The organism is Neptuniibacter sp. QD34_54, from assembly GCF_047778055.1.
GTDB lineage: Bacteria > Pseudomonadota > Gammaproteobacteria > Pseudomonadales > Balneatricaceae > Neptuniibacter.
The window spans coordinates 288896-311213 of sequence record NZ_CP180546.1; the positions used below are offsets into that span (position 1 = coordinate 288896).

Here is a 22318-nt window from a genome sequence, read left to right on the forward strand (position 1 = left end):
GAAGGAGAGCGTCTTGCCAGCGCCTAAACCTAGTTCAGATGATGATCTACACCCGTGGGATCACTATTCCGATCAACCGCGAATCATCACGGATAGAACTTATAAAAAGCGGATGAAACGTAAGCATCTTAAGGACTATCTGCTTACCTTTTTGACATCTTGCTTAGTCTTTCCTTTAGCTCTAATCGCTTGGCTCTTTAATCGAAAAGTGGAGCCGTCTTCGGATCATTTCTTTTCTCTTTGTGTCAATTTAGACAAAGGGGAAGAGCAATATGAGTTAGTTGAGGAACTTGGTTGTAAAAGCTTACAGGTGCGATTTTTCCTGTCGGAAATGGATCGTATAGATGAGTATTATCAGTTTGTGGCCGGGTTTGGAGAGAAAGAGATTCTCTTAGTGGTAGTGCAAGATCGTCAGCATATTGATGATCATGAACTACTTGCTAAGGATATGGCCAGAGTTTTTGAAGTTTTCTCACCTTTAGTAAACCAGTTTCAAATTGGAACCACGATCAATCGTTCTAAGTGGGGCTTCTTCTCTGTAGCTGAGTATCTGCAGTTTTATCAGGTGGTGCAGAAGGTCCGAGATCAGCAGTTCCATGGGTTAAAGCTATTAGGCCCCTCAGTTATCGACTTTGAATACCCTTACCTGATTAGAGCTCTCTTTAATTGCTTTAAATTGAAGTTCGATAAAGTAGCAGCACTTCTCTATGTAGATCGACGTGGAGCACCAGAGAATCCACAAATGAAGGTGTTTGATACCTTTAATAAAATTACGCTCCTGCACAGTATCGCCAGATTAAGTCCTAAAACGTCCAGTAAATTACTGCTGACAGAAGCAAATTGGCCCCTATCCAATACAGCTCCTTGGGCACCTACCAGCGAAACTGAGTGTGTAAGTGAAAGCGACTATGCGAACTTTTTACTTCGCTACCATCTGCAGGCTATGGCTACTCAGAGAGTGGAGTCTGTTCATTGGCATCAACTTATCGCGCCTGGTTATGGTTTGGTTGATAGCCGAGAAGGTTTGCGTAAGCGCGAAGCCTTTTGGGTTTACAAAACTATGCTCGATGTTTTGGGTAATGTGGAAGTACGGCATTACCAAAAGCAAGGAGAGGTATATCGGCTTGCTTGCAAAGACCGTCAATCAGATAGAGATGTTACTGTACTTTGGGGTAATGAGGTTGAGCTGCCTTTGGAAGAGTATCTGAAGCAAGAGAATATTAGCGTTGAAAATAAGCAGTTAATGGATAAGTCAGCTGTTACATTGAGTAAAGAGACTGCCAGAATATCCGACAGTCCAATCTATATTATTGGTTAGATGATAGTTGTTCTTCAGCTGGATCTGACTCACTTGCCTTAATCCGTTCAGCTAGCATACTGGTTAATATCACCAATAATCCTGTATACATAATGATACCTGTATTTAGGAAGATGACTTCTTGAGTGATATTTGCAATAAAAAAGACACACCCGAACGAAGAGAGCGCTACAGCAAAAGGGGCCAGTTCTTTTTGCTTTTGTCTCCAAACCTGCATCCCGATATAGATTGGGAAGCCTAGAAAAATGATTATAGTTAGTAACCCTATCACGCCTCGTCGAGCAAAAGCGTTGGCGTAAGCATTATGTGAATTATCGTAGTTGAGTAATTCTTGACCGTATCGCCCGGCCATCACCTGTTGGTTCTTATATTCAGTAAATGCGGAATAGCCTAAACCTATAATGGGCGATATCTGGCCAGCTTCTAATGCTAATTTCCATTGCCCCAAACGTATACCACTAGATGTATCGGTTTTGGATCCTTTGCTAAAGGCTAATGTGTTTTCGATAGATTTATGGAAACGCTCTTGAATTGAGCTGTTATAAAGTGCTGTAGTTGAAAGTGATATTAATAAAATAATGAAAATGCTTGCCTTTATTTTACTTATCTGAAATTCGGATAAAATTAGGCAGCAAATTAATACTGCGATTATGGGTATAGCTATGATGCTGCCTTTACTTTGGCTTAGAAGTCCAGCCCATAGCCCCCCTGCAGCTAGGCATACCAATGGAATGAGACAGACCTTTTTTGTATTCTTTATTGTCATGGCTAAAGACAAAGCTACGGAAGCGATGCTAATTGCAATGGCGCTGAACTGTATAGGGTTAATGTCACGACCAGCTCTGTCGTAGTCAAGGATATATATTTCGTATCCCGCCGTAAGTAGAAGTGCTACAGAGCTTATCGTGAATGCTGCGACTATATATCGATATTCTAACTTTACGGCATTTAGAATAGGGATAAGCGGTATGAGTAAAAGAACTTTTGCTGGTTTATCGAGAAGTCGAGCTTTTTCGCCAAATAAGAATACCTCTAAAATGAAGGCCGCAATATACAGGCACATGATGATGATAAGGCTTTTCTCAATACGGCTTAGATTAATATTTTGGCGCACTGCAGTGCTGATAAAAAATATGTATGAGAAGAAAATTAGTGCGAAAAATAAGTTGTAGCTATTCTGAAAGGTGACGGAAAAAACAATCAATCCACAGGTTACAGCTGTAAGGTAATATCTAGCTAAGGCTAAAATGTCCATGTTTTTAAAGCTAGCTAACATTTGATTCCCGATTCTATCTTGGTGTTGATGTCTTTCTACTAACCTATGCTTTATTACTTGAACCTCAAAAGTAGAGCTTATGAAGCAATGAGAAGTTGCATCACTGAGGTGTATTTTAAAGGAAAGTCAGTTGAGGTGAAGATCTAATTTTGATTTCTTGTCATGCTTAAGTCGAGTCTGAGTGCTTTCTAGAACTTATCTGATGGAGTTGTTAATTAAATCTAGCACTTCTTTAAATTGTTGTTGGCTATCAAACTTTGATAGTGCTTTTTGTCGGCCTGATACTGCTAGTTTGTTTCGAAGGTCTTGAATCTCGATATAAGCAGCTAGTTTCTTTGAGAGATCATTTGAATTTTGGCTTTCAAACAATAAACCATCGTGTTCATGATTGATTATTTCTAACGGTCCGCCACTTTTGCTGGCTAGTACAGCTGTGCCAGTATGCATGGCTTCTACCAGAACCATACCAAATGTTTCTTTATTTGTTGCAAGTACAACGCAGTCGCTTATTGCCATGAGGTCTTGGACATTACTTACAAACCCCGTGAATACTACTTGCTGGGTAAGTTCTTTAGCAGCAATCTGTTTTTTAAATTGTTCCAGATAACATTCATCCATGGGGTGGCCAATAAACATTACTTTTACATTCGGGTTATTAAGCGTTTGTAATGCGTCGATTAATAGTTCTTGGCCTTTGGCTGGTTCAATGCGACCTGCAAGGGTTATGACAAAACTATCTGTAAGCTGATACTTCTCTTTAAGAGCCTCTTGGGATGTTTCATCCAGAGGTTGGTATATTGGAGCGCCGATATAAGAAACTCTTACTGTTGGTCTTATCTCTTGAGGGATGAACTGAGTAATTTGTTCTTGAACCTGCTTTGTTACAGCAATCATAAGATCAAGGTTTTTATAGAGATAGCTATGATAAAAGTCGCTCTTGAAACGCGTCATATTCATATGACGAGTTTGCACAAGCTTAGGTTGTCGCTTGCTTAATTTTTTTGCTAGAACGCATAAAGGAAGGTCTTTCGTCCAATGAAGATGAATGAGATCTATCTTGCAGTCATCAATGTATCTAGCTAGTTTCTTGGCATTTTTGAAAATGTTTTTCCATGCGTACTTATCCAGAATCAGCACTTTTAGATCTGAATTATTAGATAGGACAGTCTCTAATTTACTATTTTTAGCAATGGCAATATGTGTAGCAATGCGATCATTAAGGAATAGACTCAAACGTTGTACGTAAAGCTCAAGGCCCCCTAAATCGGGTGATAGGCATAGTTGTAGAATTTGCTTGCTCACTGCTGTTGTTCCAATGAAAATATTAGGGTTTAGCTTTGGCTGTTCGAAGCTAGTTTTTAAGAAGGTCTTCTTTTTTTACATGAGTCCATTTTCCTCTCGGTTTATCGATATATTGGAAATGCTCATTGGTAAAACTGCCTTGAATACAAGTGACTTTGTAGTATCGATAATTAACAGGTTCGTCACCAATTGCATCGTTGAAAACAGTTGGACCTGTGAGGTCATAGACCCCTCCACTAATCTTTTTGCTTTGGATGTTCTGAACTATGTTATGTATCGTTGTATTCAGGAAGTGGTTTTTGGGTGTGCTTGCAATAAAGTAGTTGGTGTAATGTTCTTTGTTAAGTAAAAAAACTTCTTCAGCGTCAGCCTCAATCATTTCAGATAATGGCCATACTGCATGTGCATCGATATCCATATAAACACCGCCATGATGATGTAAGGTAATCATCCTCCATAAGTCCGCTTGGGCCGCTCCATCATTGAGCCTTTCGTAGGCTTCAGAAACTTCAGGGGGGGTATTTTCTTTGATAAAGGTTAGACGATCCTCTGTGCTTACGTACCGATATTCAAAGTCAGGGGAGATAATACGATTAAATAGGTAATTGCAATAGACAGGTAAGCTGACACGATTGGTATAATTGGTTTGCCAAATGATTTTTGGGATTTTTGTTTCTTTTTTGGATGCGCGAAGAGGTGCGCTTTGCTTGGGTATGGTGAAGCGCTTCTTAGGGAAAATGAAGTGAAAAATAAAGGAAAAAACTTTTATTAAAGCCCCTGAGATTTTAGCCAAGCGGTTAACAAGGATAATTTTTAATGGCAATTTCATCGAGTTTACCTACTACTTAGAGGTTTTTTGATAAGGGCTTTCCTTGCCATTTAACTGTGTTTTGAAGCGTTTGTGAACCCACATGTATTGTGTGGGTGCTTTTCTTACGCCTGCTTCAACAGCTAAATTCACCAATCTAGCATCTTCAACTTCATCCCCACTAGGAAAGTTGTCAACAGGAACAATTTCTACAATGTAGCCTGAATCGTCTTCTTTGCGGCGTTGTTGCATGGAAAGAAGAGGAGAGTTGTTTAATTTGACCATGCGAGTTGTAGCTGTCACGGTAGCTGCGGTTTGGCCAAAGAAAGGCACAAAAACCGATGTTTTATGACCCATATCTTGATCAGGTCCATACCAAACAACCTGATTTTTCTTGAGGCAGCGAATAATTTCTCGTAATTGTTTTCGCTCAATTGGGCGGCTAAACGAAGCACGTCCTTCGCTGATTGTTTTTTCCATTAACGGATTATTATGTTGGCGGTACATAGATATTAGTGGAGCGCCATGTCCAGAAAAGAGCATGCCGCCTAAATCTAAGTGAGAATAATGGGCGCCAAGTAAGATGACGCCCCGCCCTTGGTTCAATGCATCATCTAGTAATTCAAAGCCGCGATATTCTGTACGCTCTTGTAGAGCTTTTTTGTTTCCCCAATATGACCAAGCGGTCTCTACTAAACCGATGCTGTTATTTTTGAACACATCTCTAACAAATTGGTTACGCTCCGTCTCGTTGAGCTCCGGGAAACATAGCTGACAGTTAATATTCGTGATGTGTCGGCGCTTTGGTAGTAAATAGTAAAGAGCAATACCTAGAAGACGGCCGAAAGCTAAACCCATTTTAAAAGGCAGTAACGCAAGCATTCTAAGTAGAATAACGCCTAGCCAAGTTGGCCAGTATTTGGGGGTTAAAAAGGATTCAGTTTTATTCACAGTCAATCAGATCTTGATCAATAAGGGGCTGATTATACGTGTGTCCTTGGTCGTCAGCCAGCGAGAAGGTTGGGGAAGTTAGATCGTCAGGTTATAATGCCGGCCTAATTTCTGAGGATTTATACTCATCTATGTCTAATAATGACCAAGAGAAAGGTGTAGGGATGAAAATATATTTTCGTCTTTTGACCTATGTTCGCCCTTATTGGCTACCTTTTTTATTGGGAATCTTGGGGTTTATCCTCTATGCCGGTGCTCAAACCGGTTTTGCTGCATTGATGGAGTATTTGATTGATGCCATCAGCGAGGCAAAAGAGGGTACATATATTTATGGTCCATTAGCTGTGATTGGCATTGCTGTTGCCCGTGGTATAGGTACCTTTATGGGTAATTTCTTTACCGCGTATGTGGCGCGGAATGTCGTACATCAGCTCAGGCTTGTGATGTTTGATAAGTTGCTACAAATACCGCTGGATTATTTCCACAATAACTCATCAGGCCATATCCTTTCCAAAATTTCGTATAATGTAGAGCAAGTAACAACGGCTGCTACAGATTCTCTGAAAGTGACTGTCCGAGAAGGTATGACAGTTATAGGCCTCTTTGGTTATCTGCTTTATCTGAATTGGCAGCTGACTCTTGTTTTTGTAGCAGTATCTCCTTTAATCGCTTTGGTTGTAATGATCGCATCTAAGCGATTTCGCCGTTTAGGTCATCGAATTCAAGATTCTATGGGGGATGTAACGCACGTCGCTTCTGAAAACGTTCAAGGCGTTCAGATTGTCCGTACATTTGGAGGCTGCGACAAAGAACGAGAGCGTTTTGAACAAGCTAGTGGGCAGAATCTGCGTCAAAGTTTGAAACTGGCGTTCACTGAAGGTTTAAGTGTTCCTATTGTTCAGATTATTGTTTCCAGTGCCTTAGCACTCCTGATTTTCTTAGCTCTGCACCCAATGATGAATAACGATATGACTGCTGGACAGTTTATAGCGTTTATTATTGCAGCGGGCCTGATTGCAAAGCCTCTTCGTGCATTAACGGAAGTTAATAGTGCTATTCAACGGGGTATTGCTGCGGCAAAAAGTATCTTTGAGTTGGTTGACGAGGTGGAAGAAACCAACTCCGGCAGTGTGATTGCGAAGAATGATAAGGGCAGCAGTAGCCTTGAATTTAAAGATCTGTGCTTTTCTTACCTAGAAAATAAGCCCGTGCTTAATCGCTTAAATCTGAAAGTAGAGCCGGGACAAACGGTAGCTCTAGTAGGTAGATCGGGCAGTGGTAAGTCGACATTGGCAAGTTTGATCCCTCGTTTTTACGAACCGACCAGTGGAGCAATTCTGTTAAACGGACATAAGCTGGATGACTACGAGTTGACCTCTTTGCGATCTCAAATCGCTTTGGTAACTCAGAATGTATTCCTATTTGATGGCACAATTCGTGAGAATATAGCCTACGGAGTAGATCCTGATGTTGAGGAATCAGCAATCATTGAGGCAGCACGTGCCGCTCATGTGATGGAATTTGTCGAGCGTATGCCTGATGGTTTAGATACTCATGTAGGTGAAAAAGGTACCAAACTTTCAGGTGGGCAGCGCCAGCGCATCGCGATTGCCCGTGCGATTTTGAAAAATGCCCCTGTCCTTATTCTTGATGAGGCAACATCAGCCTTGGATACAGAGTCAGAACGTCATATCCAAGCAGCTTTAGAGAACGTAATGAAAGGACGAACGACCTTGGTGATCGCGCATCGACTTTCAACAATAGAGTCTGCAGATCAAATTGTCGTAATGGATCAAGGCCAAATTATGGAGAAAGGATCGCATGCTGAGCTGTTAGAGCAAGGTGGAATGTATGCGGATCTTTACCAGAAGCAGTTTACTGAAAATGACTGAGCACCTTAGTCACGGAGAAATTGAATGAAAATCAATATGCCACGTTTTGATAAAGCACAGGTTCTGGTTGTAGGGGACCTAATGCTAGATCGTTATTGGCATGGGCCGACCTCAAGAATTTCGCCAGAAGCACCGGTGCCAGTGGTAAAGGTTGAGCAGAATGAAGATCGCCCAGGTGGCGCTGCTAACGTGGCATTGAATGTAACTGCTCTAGGGGCAGGTGTTTCTTTAGTCGGTTTAGTGGGTAAAGATGAAGCAGGTGAAGCACTTCAGAAGCAGCTAACCTCAGCTCGAGTGAACTGTGCTTTTTCGATTACCGAAGAAGAGCCAACGATCACTAAGTTGCGCATTATCAGTCGTCACCAACAGTTGATTCGTTTAGATTTTGAAGAAGCTTTCTCTGCTGAACACAGCGAAAGTATCCAATCAGAATTAGAACCTTTATTAGGTAATGTTGGCGTGTTGGTGCTGTCTGATTACGGTAAAGGCACTCTGTCTGATTGCCAAGGTTTAATTAATGCGGCAAAAGCAGGAAATGTACCTGTGCTGGTTGACCCTAAAGGCAGTGACTTTAGTAAGTATCGCGGTGCAACCTTATTGACGCCTAACCTGTCCGAGTTTGAAGCAATTGTTGGACATTGTGTATCTGATGAAGAACTTGTTTCTAAAGGACAGGCGTTAGCGAAAGAGCTTGAGCTAGACGCTTTGCTAGTGACCCGCAGTGAGCATGGTATGACTTTGATTCCTGCTGAAGGTGATGAGGTTCATTTCCCTGCGCGTGCACGTGAAGTGTTCGATGTAACAGGTGCTGGCGATACAGTTATCTCAACACTTGCTTCAGCTTTAGCAGCGGGTGAAGAACTCACTAATGCAGTGGCTTTATCGAATATTGCGGCGAGTATTGTTGTTGGTAAATTGGGTACTGCGGCGATCAGTGCACCAGAACTGCGTCGAGCAGTGTCTAAAGAACAAGGTGCTGAGCGCGGTGTAGTTACTGAAGAGCAGTTACTAATTGCGTTAGCTGATGCTCGTGCTGCAGGCGAGAGTATTGTATTTACTAATGGTTGCTTCGATATTTTACATGCGGGTCATGTTGGTTATCTTGAGCAAGCAAGAGCGCAAGGCGATCGCCTTGTCTTAGCGATCAATAGTGATGAATCCGTTAGTCGCTTAAAAGGACCGGGTCGTCCTATTAATCCGGTTGAGCGTCGCATGGCAGTATTGTCTGGTTTGGAAGCGGTCGATTGGGTGCTGTACTTTACTGAAGATACCCCTGAACGTTTGCTGGAACAGGTGAAACCGGATGTCTTAGTCAAAGGTGGTGACTATGGCATTGAAGGTGTTGTTGGCGGTGAGTTTGTGCGTAGCTATGGTGGTGAAGTTAGAGTGCTTTCCTTCCTAGATAACTGCTCTACTACAGCCATTGTTGAGAAAATTCAGGGCGATAGCGACGAATAGTCGGCTATCGCACGTTTAAGCTAGCTTAGATTGCAAGTTTGCTGAGCGCGGAATTAGCCGCGTTCACATTACTCGCTAGATGCTTTGGATTGATTGTGCCGATAATGGCTGAAGTCACGCCAGGATGGGCATAGATAAAGTCAAAACTTGCTTGAATAGGATCTTGGGTTTGGTCTAGGCAGATATGGCCAGAAGCGAGTGCCTTTTTAAGCAATATGCCTTTATTGTTTTGGGCTGCGTAGTCCAACACGGCTTCTTCATCTCGATGGTTTAGATTGTAAGTCACCATCGCGCAATCAGATTTCTCTAAAGCTAATAATCCGCCTTCTACGGTCTTCGTCGACATACCAGTCGCGCGGATTTTGCCTGACTGTTTTAGTGCCTCTAAAACATCCAAAATACCGTACTTGCGGATGATCTCTACATCATTTCCATCAGAGTGTACCAGTAACATATCAATGTAATCCGTGTGTAAGCGTTTAAGGCTGCGCTCTACACTGTATTGCACGTGCTCCGGCGTGAAATTGAAGCCGGATTCACCAGTCGAATTGTCGAACTCTTCACCGACTTTTGAGCAGATAAGCCAGTCGTTACGTTGCCCTTGAAGTAAAGGGCCCAAGCGCTCTTCGCTATTACCATAAGCAGGGGCTGTATCGATCAGGTTGATGCCTAAATCTTTAGCTTGTGCGATTAAATCAAGAACTGCTTTATCATCAGGGATGGTAAAGCCTGTTGGGTATTTGACGCCTTTATCACGACCGATTTTTACAGTGCCTAGACCGATAGGTGAGATCTTTAAACCTGTTTGAGCTAGCTCGTGTTTAATCAAAACTCACTCTCCCATAAAGGCTGTGCAGTTTCTGGCTTAGGAAGTACTTTTAGGGGCGAAAGGTCGGTATCAGAAGGTACTTTATCGCATAATGGTAGTACCTGATCGGCTAAATCAGGCGATAGCGCTAATTTTGTTGGCCAAGCCACGATGCAATTGCCGACTTTCTGCGCGAAAGCAGAATCGGGCCTTGATAGAGATGATTGCTTTGGTTCAGCACGATTGACATGGAATGTGCTCCATTGCGCATCTGAAAGGTCGACCCAAGGGAGTAAATCTGAAATAGCTTTTTTAGCAAATTGAATCTGTTCAGATGGAGAGCGATCTAACCCGGTTTCGGCAACATCGCCGCCAAGGTACCAAACCTGTTTGCCATCACTGCAAGGGTGTGTGGTAATCGTTGCTACTGGTTTGCTGCCAGTACCGATGCAGTGGGCAAACGTAGGCAAATTATGGTCGTGCTTGACCATTACCATATGCAAAGGGCGTTTTTGCATCTCAGGCTGTTCGAGCGATAATTGACTAGCAATAGATTCGTAGCCTTCACCAGAGGTCACTACCAGCTGAGCTGTTTCAAGTGTTAGGTCATGCTTCTTAAAGGTGATGCTCTGAATCTGTTGATCATGAATCTGGATTTCAGCTTGGTTCAAATCCGCTTTGAATATGCGATCTTCAACAGGTGCTCTTAGTGCATCAATCACGGTTGGTACGTTTAATACCAGCTCATTCAAACGGTAGAGAGACCCTTTAAATTTGGAGTTTGAAAACACTTTAGGGCGATCTGATTTGGATACCTCTTCAACACGTCCGCGAAAGGCTTTGGTCGCAAAGAAGGTGGTCATGCGAGAGCCTAAAGAGCCTTTAGACCACATATAGTGAGCCTCAGATAAGACTTCTACAGAGGTGAGGTCTACTTCGCCGTTGCCATTTAGGCAATCACGCCAGCGTTGCGGCATCTCTTTGATTGTATTGGATGCTTGGGTCAGTACGCCGTTTAGCGCATACTTGGTACCGCCATGAATGATCCCTTGTGCACGGATGGTTTGTCCGCCTCCTAAGGTGTCTTTTTCTAGCAAAATGGCATTTAAACCATCTTTTACTGCTCTATTGAGAAGCCAAAGGCCAGCAACGCCGCCGCCCACGATTATGAGATCAAGTTTAAGTGTATTCATAGACGGCATTATAAGCATGAGGGCGCTTAGGAGCTAGCCGATGCGTGTTATACTAGGCGACTTTATTGTCGACTGGCGTGCTTACTTTTTATGAATCGCACTCTCTATACTTGCCTGTTTTATATCGCTCTACCGTTTATTTTGCTGAAGTTATGGTTGCGAGGTCGTAAGGCGCCTGCTTATCGCCAGCGTTGGCAAGAGCGACTTGGTTTTATGCAATCGCCAGCCTTTGACGATCGTCCTTTATGGATTCATGCTGTTTCTGTCGGTGAGGCACTGGCGATAATTCCTCTCGTTAAGCTGATACAAGCCCGCTATCCGCAGCTGCCCATTGTGATGACTACTATGACTCCGACGGGAGCTGAAAGAATCATCGATACTTTTGGTGATAGTGTTACTCACTATTACTGCCCTTATGATGCGCCTTGTGCGATTAATCGTTTTCTTTCCAAAGTGAAACCGCGCGGTTGTGTGGTCGTTGAAACGGAATTATGGCCAAATATGATTGCAGGTTGTGCCAAACATGATGTGCCAGTGTTGGTCGCCAATGCGCGTTTGTCGGCAAGATCTGCAAAAGGTTACGCTCGTTTCAGCAATATGGCTGATCAGATGCTAAAGCAGATCACTAAGATAGCTGCGCAAAATAGTGTTGATGGTCAGCGCTTCGTTGATTTAGGCCTTCCAAAGAGCGCTTTGGAGGTAACAGGTTCCATCAAATTTGATGTCTCAGCTCCAGAAGGGAGTGAGCGTTTGGCAGTCGCCCTGCGAGAAATGTGGGGTTTAGATCGACCAGTCTTTATTGCTGCCAGTACGCATGAAGGCGAAGAAAGTGCGATTTTAAATGTATATCACAAGCTATTGGAGAGCACTCCTGAGCTATTGCTGGTTATCGTTCCTCGCCACCCGGAACGATTTGACGGTGTTGCAGAGCTTATAAAACAACAGGGCTTTAAGTTAGCGCGTCGTAGCTTAGGTCAACAACCGAGCCCTAAAACTCAAGTGTATCTTGGCGATACTATGGGGGAGCTTATGAAACTGTTAGCGGCGGCTGATATTGCGTTTGTTGGCGGTAGCTTAATCGAGCGCGGTGGGCATAATCCATTGGAGCCTGCAGTTTTAAAGAAAGCCGTTGTTATGGGGCCGCACTTCTTTAACTTCCAAGTTATTTGTGACTCATTACGCGAAGCTGGCGGGTTGGTTGTAGTCGAAGATGAACCTGCATTGCTTCGACAGGCTGAGAAGTTGATACACGCGCCTGTTGAAAGAGAGAGAATTGGCGAGTTAGGTCAGGCATTTGTGAGGGAAAATCAAGGCGCATTGGATCGTTTATACGCCTTGACTGAGCGGGTCTGCATTAATAGAAATTAATGCGTACGAACCATTAGGCGTTGCTAGTGGTTCGTCTGTCCATCTCTTCGCACAACCAGTGGCCTACAAAAATGTGGGCTTCTTGAATGCGTGCTGTTTCATCAGATGGTACGCGGATTAGGTGGTCGGCAATATCGTTTAGCTTACCACCGTGAGAGCCTGTCCAAGCCCAAGTGGTGCAACCGATCTCTTTCGCCGCTTCAATTGCATCAATGACGTTAGCACTGTTGCCTGAAGTTGATATGCCGATGATCAGGTCTTCAGGCTTGGCTAATGCTTGTAGCTGACGAGTGAAAACAGAATCATAACTGTAGTCGTTGCTGTGAGCGGTAAGAATCGAAGTATCAACCGTAAGTGCTATCGCTGCTAGTGGGCGACGTTCCGCTTTGTAACGTACAACAAACTCAGCTGCTAGATGCTGGCTGTCGGCTGCGCTGCCGCCGTTACCCATAAAGATCAATTTGCCGCCTTGGTCGAAGCATTGCTCTATTTGATCGGCCAGAAGTTGGCTATCAGCAGCAATTTTGTCTAACTGGTTAAAGGTGTCAAAGTGGCGTTGTAGCGCATTTGAGAATGACATATTAAGCTCCAGATAGATCGAAAATCAGAGTTTCACCCGCTTGTTCAGCAAAGGCTTTACCGAAGAAATCTTCAAGCTTTTGGCCGTCGCTATCCAAAACCCAGCTGTTAAGGTTTTCATCATAGTCAAAGTGGAAACCACCGCTCTTGGTTGCTAACCATAGTTGTTTAACAGGAGCCTGACGGGTAAAAATAAGCTGAGTGCGGTTTTCACAGATGATCGTTAAGATTCCACCGCCGAACTGAACATCAATATCGGTTTCTGCATCATCTAGCACTTCTTCAATCTGTTCTAATGTTTCATCAACCAGATCGTTAAATTCGCTTTCAGTCATGTATACTCCGGCGTAGTTGCCTTGAAATCGTGTTTATAGAGGCGAAGTATATCAAGCAATAGCTAAAAGCCGAAGAATGGTTCTCATTAACTCCCAAAATTATCGATTAAAAGGCAGTTTTTTCTGTATATCTACTTGGATATGAAAAACGTTTTTATGAAATCTCTGTGAACTAGGTATAATCGACGCATTAGACCGTTTAATGGGATTCCCACTGTGAAAACGCAGACCAAACGAATTGGATTAGTTGTCCTGCTCAGTATGTTAGTACTGGGTGGATGTGGCCAGAAAGGCCCTTTGTATCTGCCTGATGCAGAAAATCAGAAAAAGTCACAGCAGAAGTAAGAGAATTTTCATGGATTCATTCGAATATAAAAATGGGCAGCTCTGCTGTGAAGAAATTGCTTTAACACGCGTTGCCGAAGAGTTTGGTACACCAACCTATGTGTATTCTCGTGATGCACTTGAGCGTGCTTACCTAGCATACGCAGATGCATTAGAAGGGCATGACTCATTAGTGTGTTATGCTGTAAAAGCTAACTCCAACATTGCAGTGCTAAATGTACTTGCGCGCCTCGGTGCAGGTTTCGATATCGTATCTGCCGGTGAGCTAGAACGTGTTCTACGTGCAGGTGGCGATGCTTCCAAAGTTGTTTTCTCAGGTGTTGGTAAACAGCCAGCAGAGATTGCGCGTGCTCTCGAAGTAGGTATTCGTTGCTTTAACATTGAGTCAGAAGCTGAGCTTGAGCGTGTAAACGAAGTCGCTGGTGCTGAAGGCAAAGTGGCTGCGATCTCATTCCGTGTGAACCCAGACGTAGATGCAGGTACCCATCCTTATATCTCTACAGGTTTGAAAGAGAATAAGTTTGGTATCGATATTGATGAAGCTGTACGCATTTATGGCCGCGCAGCTCAGATGGAAAATGTTGATGTTGTCGGTATGGATTGCCACATCGGCAGTCAGCTAACGGAAGTTACTCCATTCCTAGATGCACTCGATCGTGTATTGGTACTAGTAGATCAGTTAGCTGAGCAAGGCATCACAATTAAGCATTTGGATTTGGGCGGTGGTCTAGGTGTTTGTTACACCGATGAAGTGCCTCCAACGCCTCAAGAGTATATTTCTGAAGTTCTTAAGAAAGTTGAAGGTCGTGACCTTGAGCTGATTTTTGAGCCTGGTCGTTCTATCGCGGCCAATGCCGGTGTAATGTTGACTCGTGTTGAGTTTTTGAAGTGCACTGGCGAGAAAAATTTCGCAATCATTGATGGTGCAATGAATGACTTGATCCGTCCATCTTTATACAGCGCTTATCAGGAGATTGTTCCGGTAATGTTGCGCGAAGGTGGTGAAGAGAAACAATGGGACCTTGTAGGTCCTGTTTGTGAAACGGGTGACTTCTTAGGTAAAGATCGTGCGCTAACACTAGATGCGGGTGATTTACTTGCCGTTTGTTCTGCAGGTGCTTATGGTTTTGTTATGGCATCTAACTACAACAGCCGTGGTCGTCCTGCTGAAGTGATGGTAGATGACAATCAATTCCACCTGATTCGCAAGCGTGAAACTCTGGCTGATCTAGTTAAGGGTGAACAGCTGTTACCTAAGGATCGTTAGGGGTTATTGATGTTAGTCCGTTTTACCAAAATGCACGGTTTAGGTAATGACTTTATGGTGCTGGATCTAGTGACCCAGCGCGTAAAAGTTACGCCTAAACTGGTAAAAAAGCTTGGTGATCGTAACTTTGGTGTTGGATTCGATCAGCTATTAATCGTTGAGCCACCTTCAGATCCAGATGTGGATTTTCGTTACCGGATCTTCAATCAAGATGGCTCAGAGGTAGAGAACTGCGGTAATGGTGCCCGTTGCTTCGCCAAGTTTGTTCGCGATAAGCGCTTAACGGGTAAGTCCGAAGTTGTCGTGCAGACGGCTAATGGCCGTATGTGCCTGAAAATTCGCGAAGATAAGCGAGTTGAGGTCAATATGGGTCAGCCTATATTGCAGCCTTCAGAGATCCCTTTTGCGGCCGACCAGCAAGCAATTACTTACCCTGTTGAGGTTGACCATCAAGGCGAAGCTGAAACAGTTGAATTAAGTGCGGTATCTATGGGCAACCCGCATGGGGTTTTGGTTGTGGATAACACCGAAACAGCGCCAGTAGAAACATTGGGCCCAGTGCTAGAGCCTCATACCTGCTTCCCTGCAAAAGCGAATATCGGTTTTATGCAGGTATTGGCGCGCAATGAAGTTAATTTGCGTGTATTTGAGCGTGGTGTTGGTGAAACGATTGCTTGTGGTACCGGTGCGTGCGCTGCGGTTGTTGCAGGAAAATTGCGAGGTCTGCTCGATATGCCTGTGACAGTTCATCTTCCTGGTGGCGATCTTGAGATCGAGTGGCAGGGTGAAGGCCATCCCGTTATTATGACAGGGCCAGCAACAACGGTTTATGAAGGACAGATCTTCGTATGAGTGAAGAAACAGGACAGATTAGCGAAGCTCAGGTAGCGGAATACCTCCAGCAACACCCTGACTTTTTCACAGGTAATGCAAAATTACTGGAAAAATTACACGTACCTCATGAGACAGGTCGAGCTGTCTCTTTGGTTGAGCGTCAAACTACGGTTCTTCGTGAAAAAAACCAGAATCTAACAGCGCACCTTTCTGATTTGATCGACATTGCACGGCATAATGATCTGCAGTTCGAAAAGACCAAACGTATGGTGTTGGCATTACTGGAAGCTGAAACGCTTGATGATATTGCTGTAGCGATTGATGAAAGCTTATGTCAGGACTTTGCTAGCGATAGCACAGCGTTGATTTTGTTCACGAGCAAACCTCTAGATGTGAATAACCTTCGACTTACTCTGCGTGAAGATGCTGCGGTGATTGATAGTTTGGTAGGTACTAATCTACCGAGTTGTGGACGCCTGTCTGATGCGGAAAATGAATTCATTTTCGGTGATGAAGCAGTCAAAGTTCAATCCGCTGCAGTTGTACCGTTGGTGCAGGGAGAGACTTTAGGTTTGTTGGCAATTGGTAGCTTTGATGCAAACTACTTTACCAGTAGCCAAGGCACAGTATTGCTAAGCTATGTTGGTGAAGTATTAAGCCGCGTAGCTTCTCGTATTCTGCGTCAGCAGGATCATTAAAGAAAGATAGGGGAGAGAGTTGAAAGAAGCGCTGTTAGAGCAGTTTCTTCATTACCTAGCGACTGAACGCCAGCTCTCTCCTCACACCCTCGATAATTACAGTCGCGATCTCAACAAACTACTCGATTTTACTGAGCAACAGACCCTGACTGAATGGTCTTCGGTTGAGGTTAAACACATTCGTCAGTATGTAGCGATGCTACATCGTAAAGATCTGGCCGGTAGCAGTATTCAGCGCTCTCTGTCAGCTATCCGTAGTTTCTATAATTTCCTCTCTCGTGAATCGGTAGTAGAGCAAAACCCTGCTGCAGCCGTGCAAGCGCCTAAATCACCCCGTAAGCTGCCCTCTACACTCGATGTTGATCAGATGGGAACACTGCTCGATGTACCCGTGACCGATAACATTTCTGCTCGGGATGCCGCAATGATGGAGCTTATGTATTCATCTGGACTGCGTGTATCAGAGCTGGTGGCTATCGACCTGTATAGTTTGGATCTTTCCGAGGGAAGCTTGAGGGTCGTGGGTAAAGGCCGTAAAGAACGTGAATTACCCATAGGGCGGAAGGCACTTGAGGCTTTAGATCGATGGCTCGATGTGCGTCACGAATTGGCCAACTATGATGAGAATGCGCTCTTTGTTAGTAAGCGTGGTAGCCGTATTACGGTTCGCTCGGTGCAGCAGCGGATGGATTATTGGGGTAAATATCTAGGTGTGAATGGTAAAGTTCACCCGCATAGACTCCGTCATAGTTTTGCTAGCCATATTCTTGAATCCAGTAGTGACCTTCGTGCCGTACAAGAGCTCCTAGGGCATGAGGATATATCCACAACACAAATCTATACTCACCTAGATTTCCAACATTTAATGAAAGTGTACGAAGGTGCTCACCCTCGTGCACGGAAAAAGAGCCAGAAATGATACGCTGCATTACCTTTGATCTTGATGATACTCTCTGGGCTGTCGACCCTGTTATCCAGCATGCAAACCAAACTATGTTTACTTGGATATCTGAGCATGCATCGGCATTTTTACAGCATTACAAGTTACATGATCTTGCTGTTTTGCGTCAGATCGTTTTAGAAGATGCTCCAGAGATTGCCCATAGTGTAACGCTGATTCGGATGGCGCAGTTGAAGTATGGTCTTCGAAAAGCGGGCTACAGTGCGGATGAAGTAGAGGCCTTGGCGGCACAAGCTTTTGAGGTGTTTATACAAGCGCGTCAGGAAGTAATCTTCTTTGAGCACGCTCGTGAAGTTCTATTGGAGTTGAAGCAGCAAGGCTATCAGTTGGGTGCGTTGAGTAACGGTAATGCTGATATCCATAGAGTAGGCCTTGCGGATCTGATCGATTTCCAATTCAAAGCAGACGATGTTGGTCAAATGAAACCGCACCCCTTAATGTTCGAACAGATGTTAGCGCACACGGGCTTAAGACCGGAGCAGGTTATCCATGTGGGGGACAATCATGAACATGATGTGGAAGGTGCTGCCGCTGTCGGGTTGTGGACAATTTGGGTTAATCTGCAATCGGGTGATAAATCACCTAGTGCGTCTGCTCAGGTATCTTGTTTAAGCGAGTTGCCGGCGCGAGTTGCTGAAATTAATCAGCAAGCTCACAACCGTATAACTCTCTAAGGTAATTATTTAACTTTAAACTGGCCTACTATTTGTTGTAAGTAAGCCGCTTGTTTAGCGACTTCTTCACTCGCTTCAGCATTTTGACCAACTTGTTCGCTGGCTACCTCGACAATCGTTTGAATTTGCTCAGCATTGTTGTTGATATCACCTGCCATGGCAGTCTGTTGTTCAACAGCCGCAGCCACCTGAGATGTCATATCGACAATGTTGGTGGCGTCATTCATGATTTTATCCAGTGCGCTAATGCTGGTTCCTGCCTCTTCTGCACTTTGAGCACTTACCTCGACACTACGCATCATTAAGTTGGATACTTGACCTGTTTGCTGCTGTAGGTCATTAATCATGACATCGATCTCAGTCGCGGATTCTTGGCTTCGACCAGCCAAACCTCGAACTTCATCCGCAACGACTGAGAAGCCGCGGCCATGATCACCTGCGCGCGCAGCTTCAATGGAAGCGTTAAGTGCAAGTAGGTTAGTTTGTTCGGCAATCCCTTTAATAACATCTAGTACTGTGCCGATCTTAGTACCGTTTTCTTCTAACAGAGTGACAGCCTCGGTACTTTGGCTAGCACCTTCTGCTAGGTTGTTAATATTCTCGATTGCGTGACTGATGATACGTTGGCCTTCAGCAGCGCTTTGTTGTGAGTGGCTTGCAGTTTGCGCAGTCAATTCAGTGTTATGAGCAATCTCTCGCATAGCACTTTCCATCTCTTGTACAGCGGCAGAGACTTGGATTACTTGGGCTTTTTGAGTTTCTAAGCCTTGAGAGGTTTCAACAGCGATTGCGGACACTTCTTCGGCAGCGGCGCTTAGTTGCATTGAAGAGTTGTTAACACGATCGAGCAAGCTTTGGAATTCAGACATCATGCTATTAAAGCTATGTCCCATATCACTTAATTCGTCCTTTGAGACAACATTGTAACGGACGGTCAGGTCTTTATTTTCTTTGGCATTGCCCATTACTTTTTGAAGGTTGCGTAGGCGAGAAATGATATTGTGAGCTATCCATAGGGCTATTGCAGATACGATGCCTGCGATGATGATGGCTTTTATGCTTGAGAAAAGCTGGATCGAAGCTATTTCGTTTTCTAAACGCTCCGTAATTTCGATAACTTGTTCGTCAAGTAAAGTCTCTGATTTGTGAATTGATTTCCTCATTTCGCCTAGAAGGCCTTGCTTGCTGCTGAGTCCAAGCTGTTCGTAGTTGTCGATCAGGGTCAGGAATTTAGAACGATAGACAGATAGCAACTGTTTAGTTTCGGTTATATCGCTTTCGTTGAATAACTCAGTTTCTAGGTCGTTGTTTAATTTTTCAAAATTAGCTTCAAATTTTTTGCGGTATTTCAGGTCTTTACGGATAAGGAAATCTTTTTCATTGCGGCGTAATTGCAGAATATCGGCTAAGAGATGATAGTTATCTAGCTCTTTTACTTTGCTTTCAGCACCGTGTACTGCCTTGCGAAGCTCTCCGCGCAGGCCTTCATTGTGAGATAAACCGATCTCCTGCTTCAATTTCACTAACTGATGGAAATTATCGGCATAAGTATCAATGATTATATGTAGATCTTTAGTTTTCTCGTGCGGAATACCGGCGTGGTCTAAGTGCTCTTCAAGAGTGGTTATTTCGGCTTGAAATGCAGCAACGGTATCGTCAAAGCGTTTTAGGTATTTGATATCGTCTCGAGCTAAGAAGTCTTTTTCATGGCGTCGCAAGGTCAGCATGCTGCTTTCAAGGTTGCTGACTTCTGTTTCAGCATCTTTCAAGCTGGAAACGTTGTTGATTGCAAAATGGAGCATGCCGTACATCGATGCGATCGAAATGATAATGAACGCTATTAATGCCGTTAGTTTGAATTTTATTGTCATTTTTACTGCGCCTAGGAATAAAATTTGAGAGCTGACCTATCCCTGTCTGCAGAAAATTCAATATCGCTTATAAACTTAGTACAAATGATCTTGTTTGCGAACCGTAAAACTACTTAGTGCATAAAAAAACCGAGTAAATTGTTTAAAAAACAACGACCTTGCTCGGTTGGGCATAGTGTGTGGAGCTCTTTTGTTAGTAGCTTTTGTTGTTGTGCTTTTACTAGTGACTGCTCGATTATCGATAGGGGTAATCCCGTTCGTTCTGTAAACAGATTGCTAGGTACACCATGATACAGCCGTAATGCATTGAGCATAAATTCGAAAGGAAGCTCTTCTGGGCTTATTTCAGTGTCGCCTGTTAGCCTTGTTTCTGGGTTTATATAGGCTTTAGGTTGTTTCTGTTTCCAGCGGCGAATGATTTTGTTTTGTTCTGGAAGTGTGATCTTGCCGTGAGCACCTGCGCCTATGCCGAGATAGTCACCAAATTGCCAATAATTTAAATTATGTTTGGCTTGGCTTTCATTCGATTTAGCATAGGCAGAAATTTCATACTGGCTGTAACCTGCGGAGCGGATCAACGCTTGCCCTTGCTCTTGGATCTCCCACAGAGTGTCATCGATTGGGAGTAGTGGGGGACGAGAGTGAAATTCTGTGTTGGGCTCTATGGTTAGCTGATACCAAGATAGATGATCAGGCTGTAGGGCTATCGCTTGTTCTAAATCACTCAATGCGCCTTCTAGCGTTTGGTCAGGAAGGCCATGCATCAAGTCTAGATTTAATTTAGGGAAGAGTTCACGCGCTAATGTGGCTGCTTTAAGCGCATTGTCAGAGTTATGTATTCGCCCAAGCTTTGCGAGATGCTGATCGTTAAAGCTTTGCACGCCGATAGAGAGTCGATTAATCCCCGCATCTCGATAGCCAACAAACTTATCTTGCTCGAAAGTGCCAGGGTTAGCTTCTAGCGTGATCTCGGCATTTTTTTCTAGCGGGATAATATTGTTAATGCCTTGCAGTAATACTTTAAAGCTATCTGCAGAAAATAGGCTGGGTGTACCGCCTCCAATAAAGATTGTTTGGATGCTGCGCCCTTGTGCGAGATGTTTTTCTGACTCCAGATCATCCAATAGACATTGGATATACTCTGCTTCAGGCAGTTCATCACGCTGCGCATGAGAATTAAAATCGCAATAAGGGCATTTACGCACACACCAGGGGATGTGTACGTAAAGAGAGAGTGGCGGCAGCTGTAGGCTCATAAACGGTTACTTCAAGTAAGTTTCAATACTTTGTTTCAGCAGTTGAACTGCTTGGCCGCGGTGGCTGAGTTGATTCTTTTGTTCAGGAGCTAATTCAGCTGATGCTTTTTCCAGTTCAGGAATCCAGAACAGCGGATCGTACCCAAAACCGTTGTTTCCGCTAGCTTGTTCGAGAATTGTCCCTTCCCAACTACCCTGACAGATTAATGGGGTTGGGTCGTTAGCATGACGCATAAAGACTAAAACACAGCGGAAACGAGCGCTGCGTTGTTCGCTAGGAATGCCTTCAAGCTGTTCTAAAAGTAATTCATTGTTCTTGGTATCAGTTGCATCTTCGCCTGAAAAACGTGCCGAATAGATACCTGGAGCGCCTTGAAGAGCATCAACCTCTAGCCCAGAATCATCGGCTAGTGCAGGTAGCCCCGTAACTTCAGCGGCGTGGCGTGCTTTTAGAATGGCGTTTTCAACAAAGCTTAGGCCGGTTTCATCGGCATCACTTACGTTGAATTCAGATTGAGGTACAACTTTGACACCTAAGTCTGCCAGAACTTGATTAAACTCTTTCAACTTACCTTTGTTGCCACTGGCGAGCACAATTTTATTAATCATTCTTTCACCGCACTGAAAATAAAAAAAGACGCATGATAATGCGCCTTTTTGTGAGTTGTTAGGGCTTACTCTTCGTAAAAGCGTTGTTCAAATTTTACAGTGTAAGCGGGTTTGTTTGGGTCCGGTTGCACTTCTAAAGCTAAGCGCATAACTTGATCATCAGTAAAACCAAATTGACCTATGTAATAGATCGCATTGCCTTCATCGACTTTTTTGAAGTCGAGATTTTGCGATTGTTGTATCAAGCTTGTTGCTTGGCCTTTTACAAACGCTGATACCGGTTTTTTCTCGCCATTCTCAATTTTTAAAACTGATACATTGACCAAAGCACGTCGCTTACTACGTTGGATACCAATAGCCTGAGCTACATCGGGCTTAATAAAAGTACTGTAGAAAGCGTTATAGTGGATCTCGTAGTTGTCATATTTTACAAACTGTTCAGCCAGAACGGGTTGGCTAATGAGTGCGATTAATGACAAAAATAAAGCTGATGCCCATTTGCTTAAGCGATTCAT

General features: G+C 43.9%; 22 protein-coding genes. 10 read left to right on the forward strand and 12 right to left on the reverse strand.

Features of this window, described 5'->3' with window-relative positions:
- The first annotated feature begins 13 nt into the window (after positions 1 to 13).
- Positions 14 to 1318, forward strand: a complete 1305-nt coding sequence (locus ACMXYP_RS01230; RefSeq protein ID WP_415883195.1) for a hypothetical protein — start codon at positions 14 to 16, stop codon at positions 1316 to 1318.
- Here the strand turns inward: ACMXYP_RS01230 and ACMXYP_RS01235 are convergent.
- The 4 genes from ACMXYP_RS01235 to ACMXYP_RS01250 all read right to left on the reverse strand — a co-directional run bounded on the left by ACMXYP_RS01235 (position 1308) and on the right by ACMXYP_RS01250 (position 5655).
- Positions 1308 to 2594, reverse strand: coding sequence for an O-antigen ligase family protein (locus tag ACMXYP_RS01235; RefSeq protein WP_415883196.1), 1287 nt, complete (start codon positions 2592 to 2594; stop codon positions 1308 to 1310). The two genes, ACMXYP_RS01230 and ACMXYP_RS01235, sit on opposite strands and share 11 nt — an antisense overlap.
- 195 nt (positions 2595 to 2789) lie before the next feature.
- Positions 2790 to 3896, reverse strand: coding sequence for a glycosyltransferase family 4 protein (locus ACMXYP_RS01240; protein WP_415883197.1), 1107 nt, complete (start codon positions 3894 to 3896; stop codon positions 2790 to 2792).
- A gap of 49 nt (positions 3897 to 3945) precedes the next feature.
- Positions 3946 to 4725, reverse strand: a complete 780-nt coding sequence (locus ACMXYP_RS01245; RefSeq protein ID WP_415883198.1) for a glycosyltransferase family 32 protein — start codon at positions 4723 to 4725, stop codon at positions 3946 to 3948.
- Positions 4726 to 4737: 12 nt separating this feature from the next.
- Positions 4738 to 5655: a lipid A biosynthesis acyltransferase gene (locus tag ACMXYP_RS01250; protein WP_415883199.1), complete on the reverse strand. Its 918-nt coding sequence runs from the start codon at positions 5653 to 5655 to the stop codon at positions 4738 to 4740.
- 131 nt (positions 5656 to 5786) lie between these two features.
- Between ACMXYP_RS01250 and msbA the strand changes: the two genes are divergently transcribed.
- Positions 5787 to 7547 (forward strand): lipid A export permease/ATP-binding protein MsbA, encoded by a 1761-nt coding sequence (msbA, locus tag ACMXYP_RS01255; protein WP_415883200.1) that lies wholly within the window; start codon positions 5787 to 5789, stop codon positions 7545 to 7547.
- Positions 7548 to 7571: 24 nt separating this feature from the next.
- Positions 7572 to 9005: a bifunctional D-glycero-beta-D-manno-heptose-7-phosphate kinase/D-glycero-beta-D-manno-heptose 1-phosphate adenylyltransferase HldE gene (gene hldE, locus ACMXYP_RS01260; protein ID WP_415883201.1), complete on the forward strand. Its 1434-nt coding sequence runs from the start codon at positions 7572 to 7574 to the stop codon at positions 9003 to 9005.
- 25 nt (positions 9006 to 9030) lie between these two features.
- Here the strand turns inward: hldE and ACMXYP_RS01265 are convergent, their stop codons facing one another.
- Together ACMXYP_RS01265 and ACMXYP_RS01270 are read right to left on the reverse strand one after the other, a co-directional pair.
- The gene (locus ACMXYP_RS01265; RefSeq protein ID WP_415883202.1) at positions 9031 to 9834 is read right to left on the reverse strand and encodes an aldo/keto reductase; all 804 of its coding nucleotides are present in this window, start codon (positions 9832 to 9834) and stop codon (positions 9031 to 9033) included.
- Positions 9831 to 11006: an FAD-dependent oxidoreductase gene (locus ACMXYP_RS01270; protein ID WP_415883203.1), complete on the reverse strand. Its 1176-nt coding sequence runs from the start codon at positions 11004 to 11006 to the stop codon at positions 9831 to 9833. Before ACMXYP_RS01270 ends, ACMXYP_RS01265 begins: the two co-directional genes overlap by 4 nt.
- Positions 11007 to 11096: 90 nt before the next feature.
- On the opposite strand from ACMXYP_RS01270, the gene waaA reads away from it, so the two are divergent.
- A complete protein-coding gene (gene waaA, locus ACMXYP_RS01275; protein WP_415883204.1) occupies positions 11097 to 12374 on the forward strand; it encodes a lipid IV(A) 3-deoxy-D-manno-octulosonic acid transferase in 1278 nt (425 codons plus the stop codon).
- A 13-nt stretch (positions 12375 to 12387) separates the two neighbouring features.
- On the opposite strand, the gene ACMXYP_RS01280 is transcribed toward waaA, so the two are convergent.
- Positions 12388 to 12954, reverse strand: a complete 567-nt coding sequence (locus ACMXYP_RS01280) for an SIS domain-containing protein (RefSeq protein WP_415883205.1) — start codon at positions 12952 to 12954, stop codon at positions 12388 to 12390.
- A gap of 1 nt (position 12955) precedes the next feature.
- Complete coding sequence (gene cyaY / locus ACMXYP_RS01285) at positions 12956 to 13288, reverse strand: iron donor protein CyaY (protein ID WP_415883206.1); 333 nt, start codon at positions 13286 to 13288, stop codon at positions 12956 to 12958.
- A gap of 216 nt (positions 13289 to 13504) precedes the next feature.
- Here cyaY and lptM point away from each other — a divergent pair, with 216 nt between their 5' ends.
- From lptM to ACMXYP_RS01315, 6 genes are read left to right on the forward strand one after another with little or no spacing between them, the layout of a single operon-like run.
- Complete coding sequence (lptM, locus tag ACMXYP_RS01290) at positions 13505 to 13633, forward strand: LPS translocon maturation chaperone LptM (RefSeq protein WP_415883207.1); 129 nt, start codon at positions 13505 to 13507, stop codon at positions 13631 to 13633.
- Positions 13634 to 13643: 10 nt separating this feature from the next.
- Positions 13644 to 14900 carry a diaminopimelate decarboxylase gene (gene lysA / locus ACMXYP_RS01295; RefSeq protein WP_415883208.1) on the forward strand — a complete coding sequence of 419 codons (1257 nt, stop codon included), beginning with the start codon at positions 13644 to 13646 and terminating at the stop codon, positions 14898 to 14900.
- 9 nt (positions 14901 to 14909) lie between these two features.
- Positions 14910 to 15752: a diaminopimelate epimerase gene (gene dapF / locus ACMXYP_RS01300; protein WP_415883209.1), complete on the forward strand. Its 843-nt coding sequence runs from the start codon at positions 14910 to 14912 to the stop codon at positions 15750 to 15752.
- A complete protein-coding gene (locus ACMXYP_RS01305; protein WP_415883210.1) occupies positions 15749 to 16432 on the forward strand; it encodes a DUF484 family protein in 684 nt (227 codons plus the stop codon). The genes dapF and ACMXYP_RS01305 overlap by 4 nt, the downstream gene beginning before the upstream one ends.
- A gap of 19 nt (positions 16433 to 16451) precedes the next feature.
- Complete coding sequence (gene xerC / locus ACMXYP_RS01310; protein ID WP_415883211.1) at positions 16452 to 17351, forward strand: tyrosine recombinase XerC; 900 nt, start codon at positions 16452 to 16454, stop codon at positions 17349 to 17351.
- Positions 17348 to 18067, forward strand: coding sequence for an HAD family hydrolase (locus tag ACMXYP_RS01315; RefSeq protein WP_415883212.1), 720 nt, complete (start codon positions 17348 to 17350; stop codon positions 18065 to 18067). Before xerC ends, ACMXYP_RS01315 begins: the two co-directional genes overlap by 4 nt.
- Before the next feature lie 5 nt (positions 18068 to 18072).
- Here ACMXYP_RS01315 and ACMXYP_RS01320 read toward each other — a convergent pair whose 3' ends face one another.
- The 4 genes from ACMXYP_RS01320 to ACMXYP_RS01335 form a co-directional block, all read right to left on the reverse strand.
- Positions 18073 to 19938 carry a methyl-accepting chemotaxis protein gene (locus ACMXYP_RS01320; RefSeq protein WP_415883213.1) on the reverse strand — a complete coding sequence of 622 codons (1866 nt, stop codon included), beginning with the start codon at positions 19936 to 19938 and terminating at the stop codon, positions 18073 to 18075.
- Positions 19939 to 20051: 113 nt separating this feature from the next.
- Positions 20052 to 21194 (reverse strand): radical SAM family heme chaperone HemW, encoded by a 1143-nt coding sequence (gene hemW, locus ACMXYP_RS01325; RefSeq protein ID WP_415883214.1) that lies wholly within the window; start codon positions 21192 to 21194, stop codon positions 20052 to 20054.
- Positions 21195 to 21200: 6 nt separating this feature from the next.
- Positions 21201 to 21803: an XTP/dITP diphosphatase gene (locus ACMXYP_RS01330; RefSeq protein WP_415883215.1), complete on the reverse strand. Its 603-nt coding sequence runs from the start codon at positions 21801 to 21803 to the stop codon at positions 21201 to 21203.
- 65 nt (positions 21804 to 21868) lie between these two features.
- Entirely contained in the window at positions 21869 to 22318 is a 450-nt protein-coding gene (locus tag ACMXYP_RS01335) for a DUF4426 domain-containing protein (RefSeq protein WP_415883216.1), read from the reverse strand.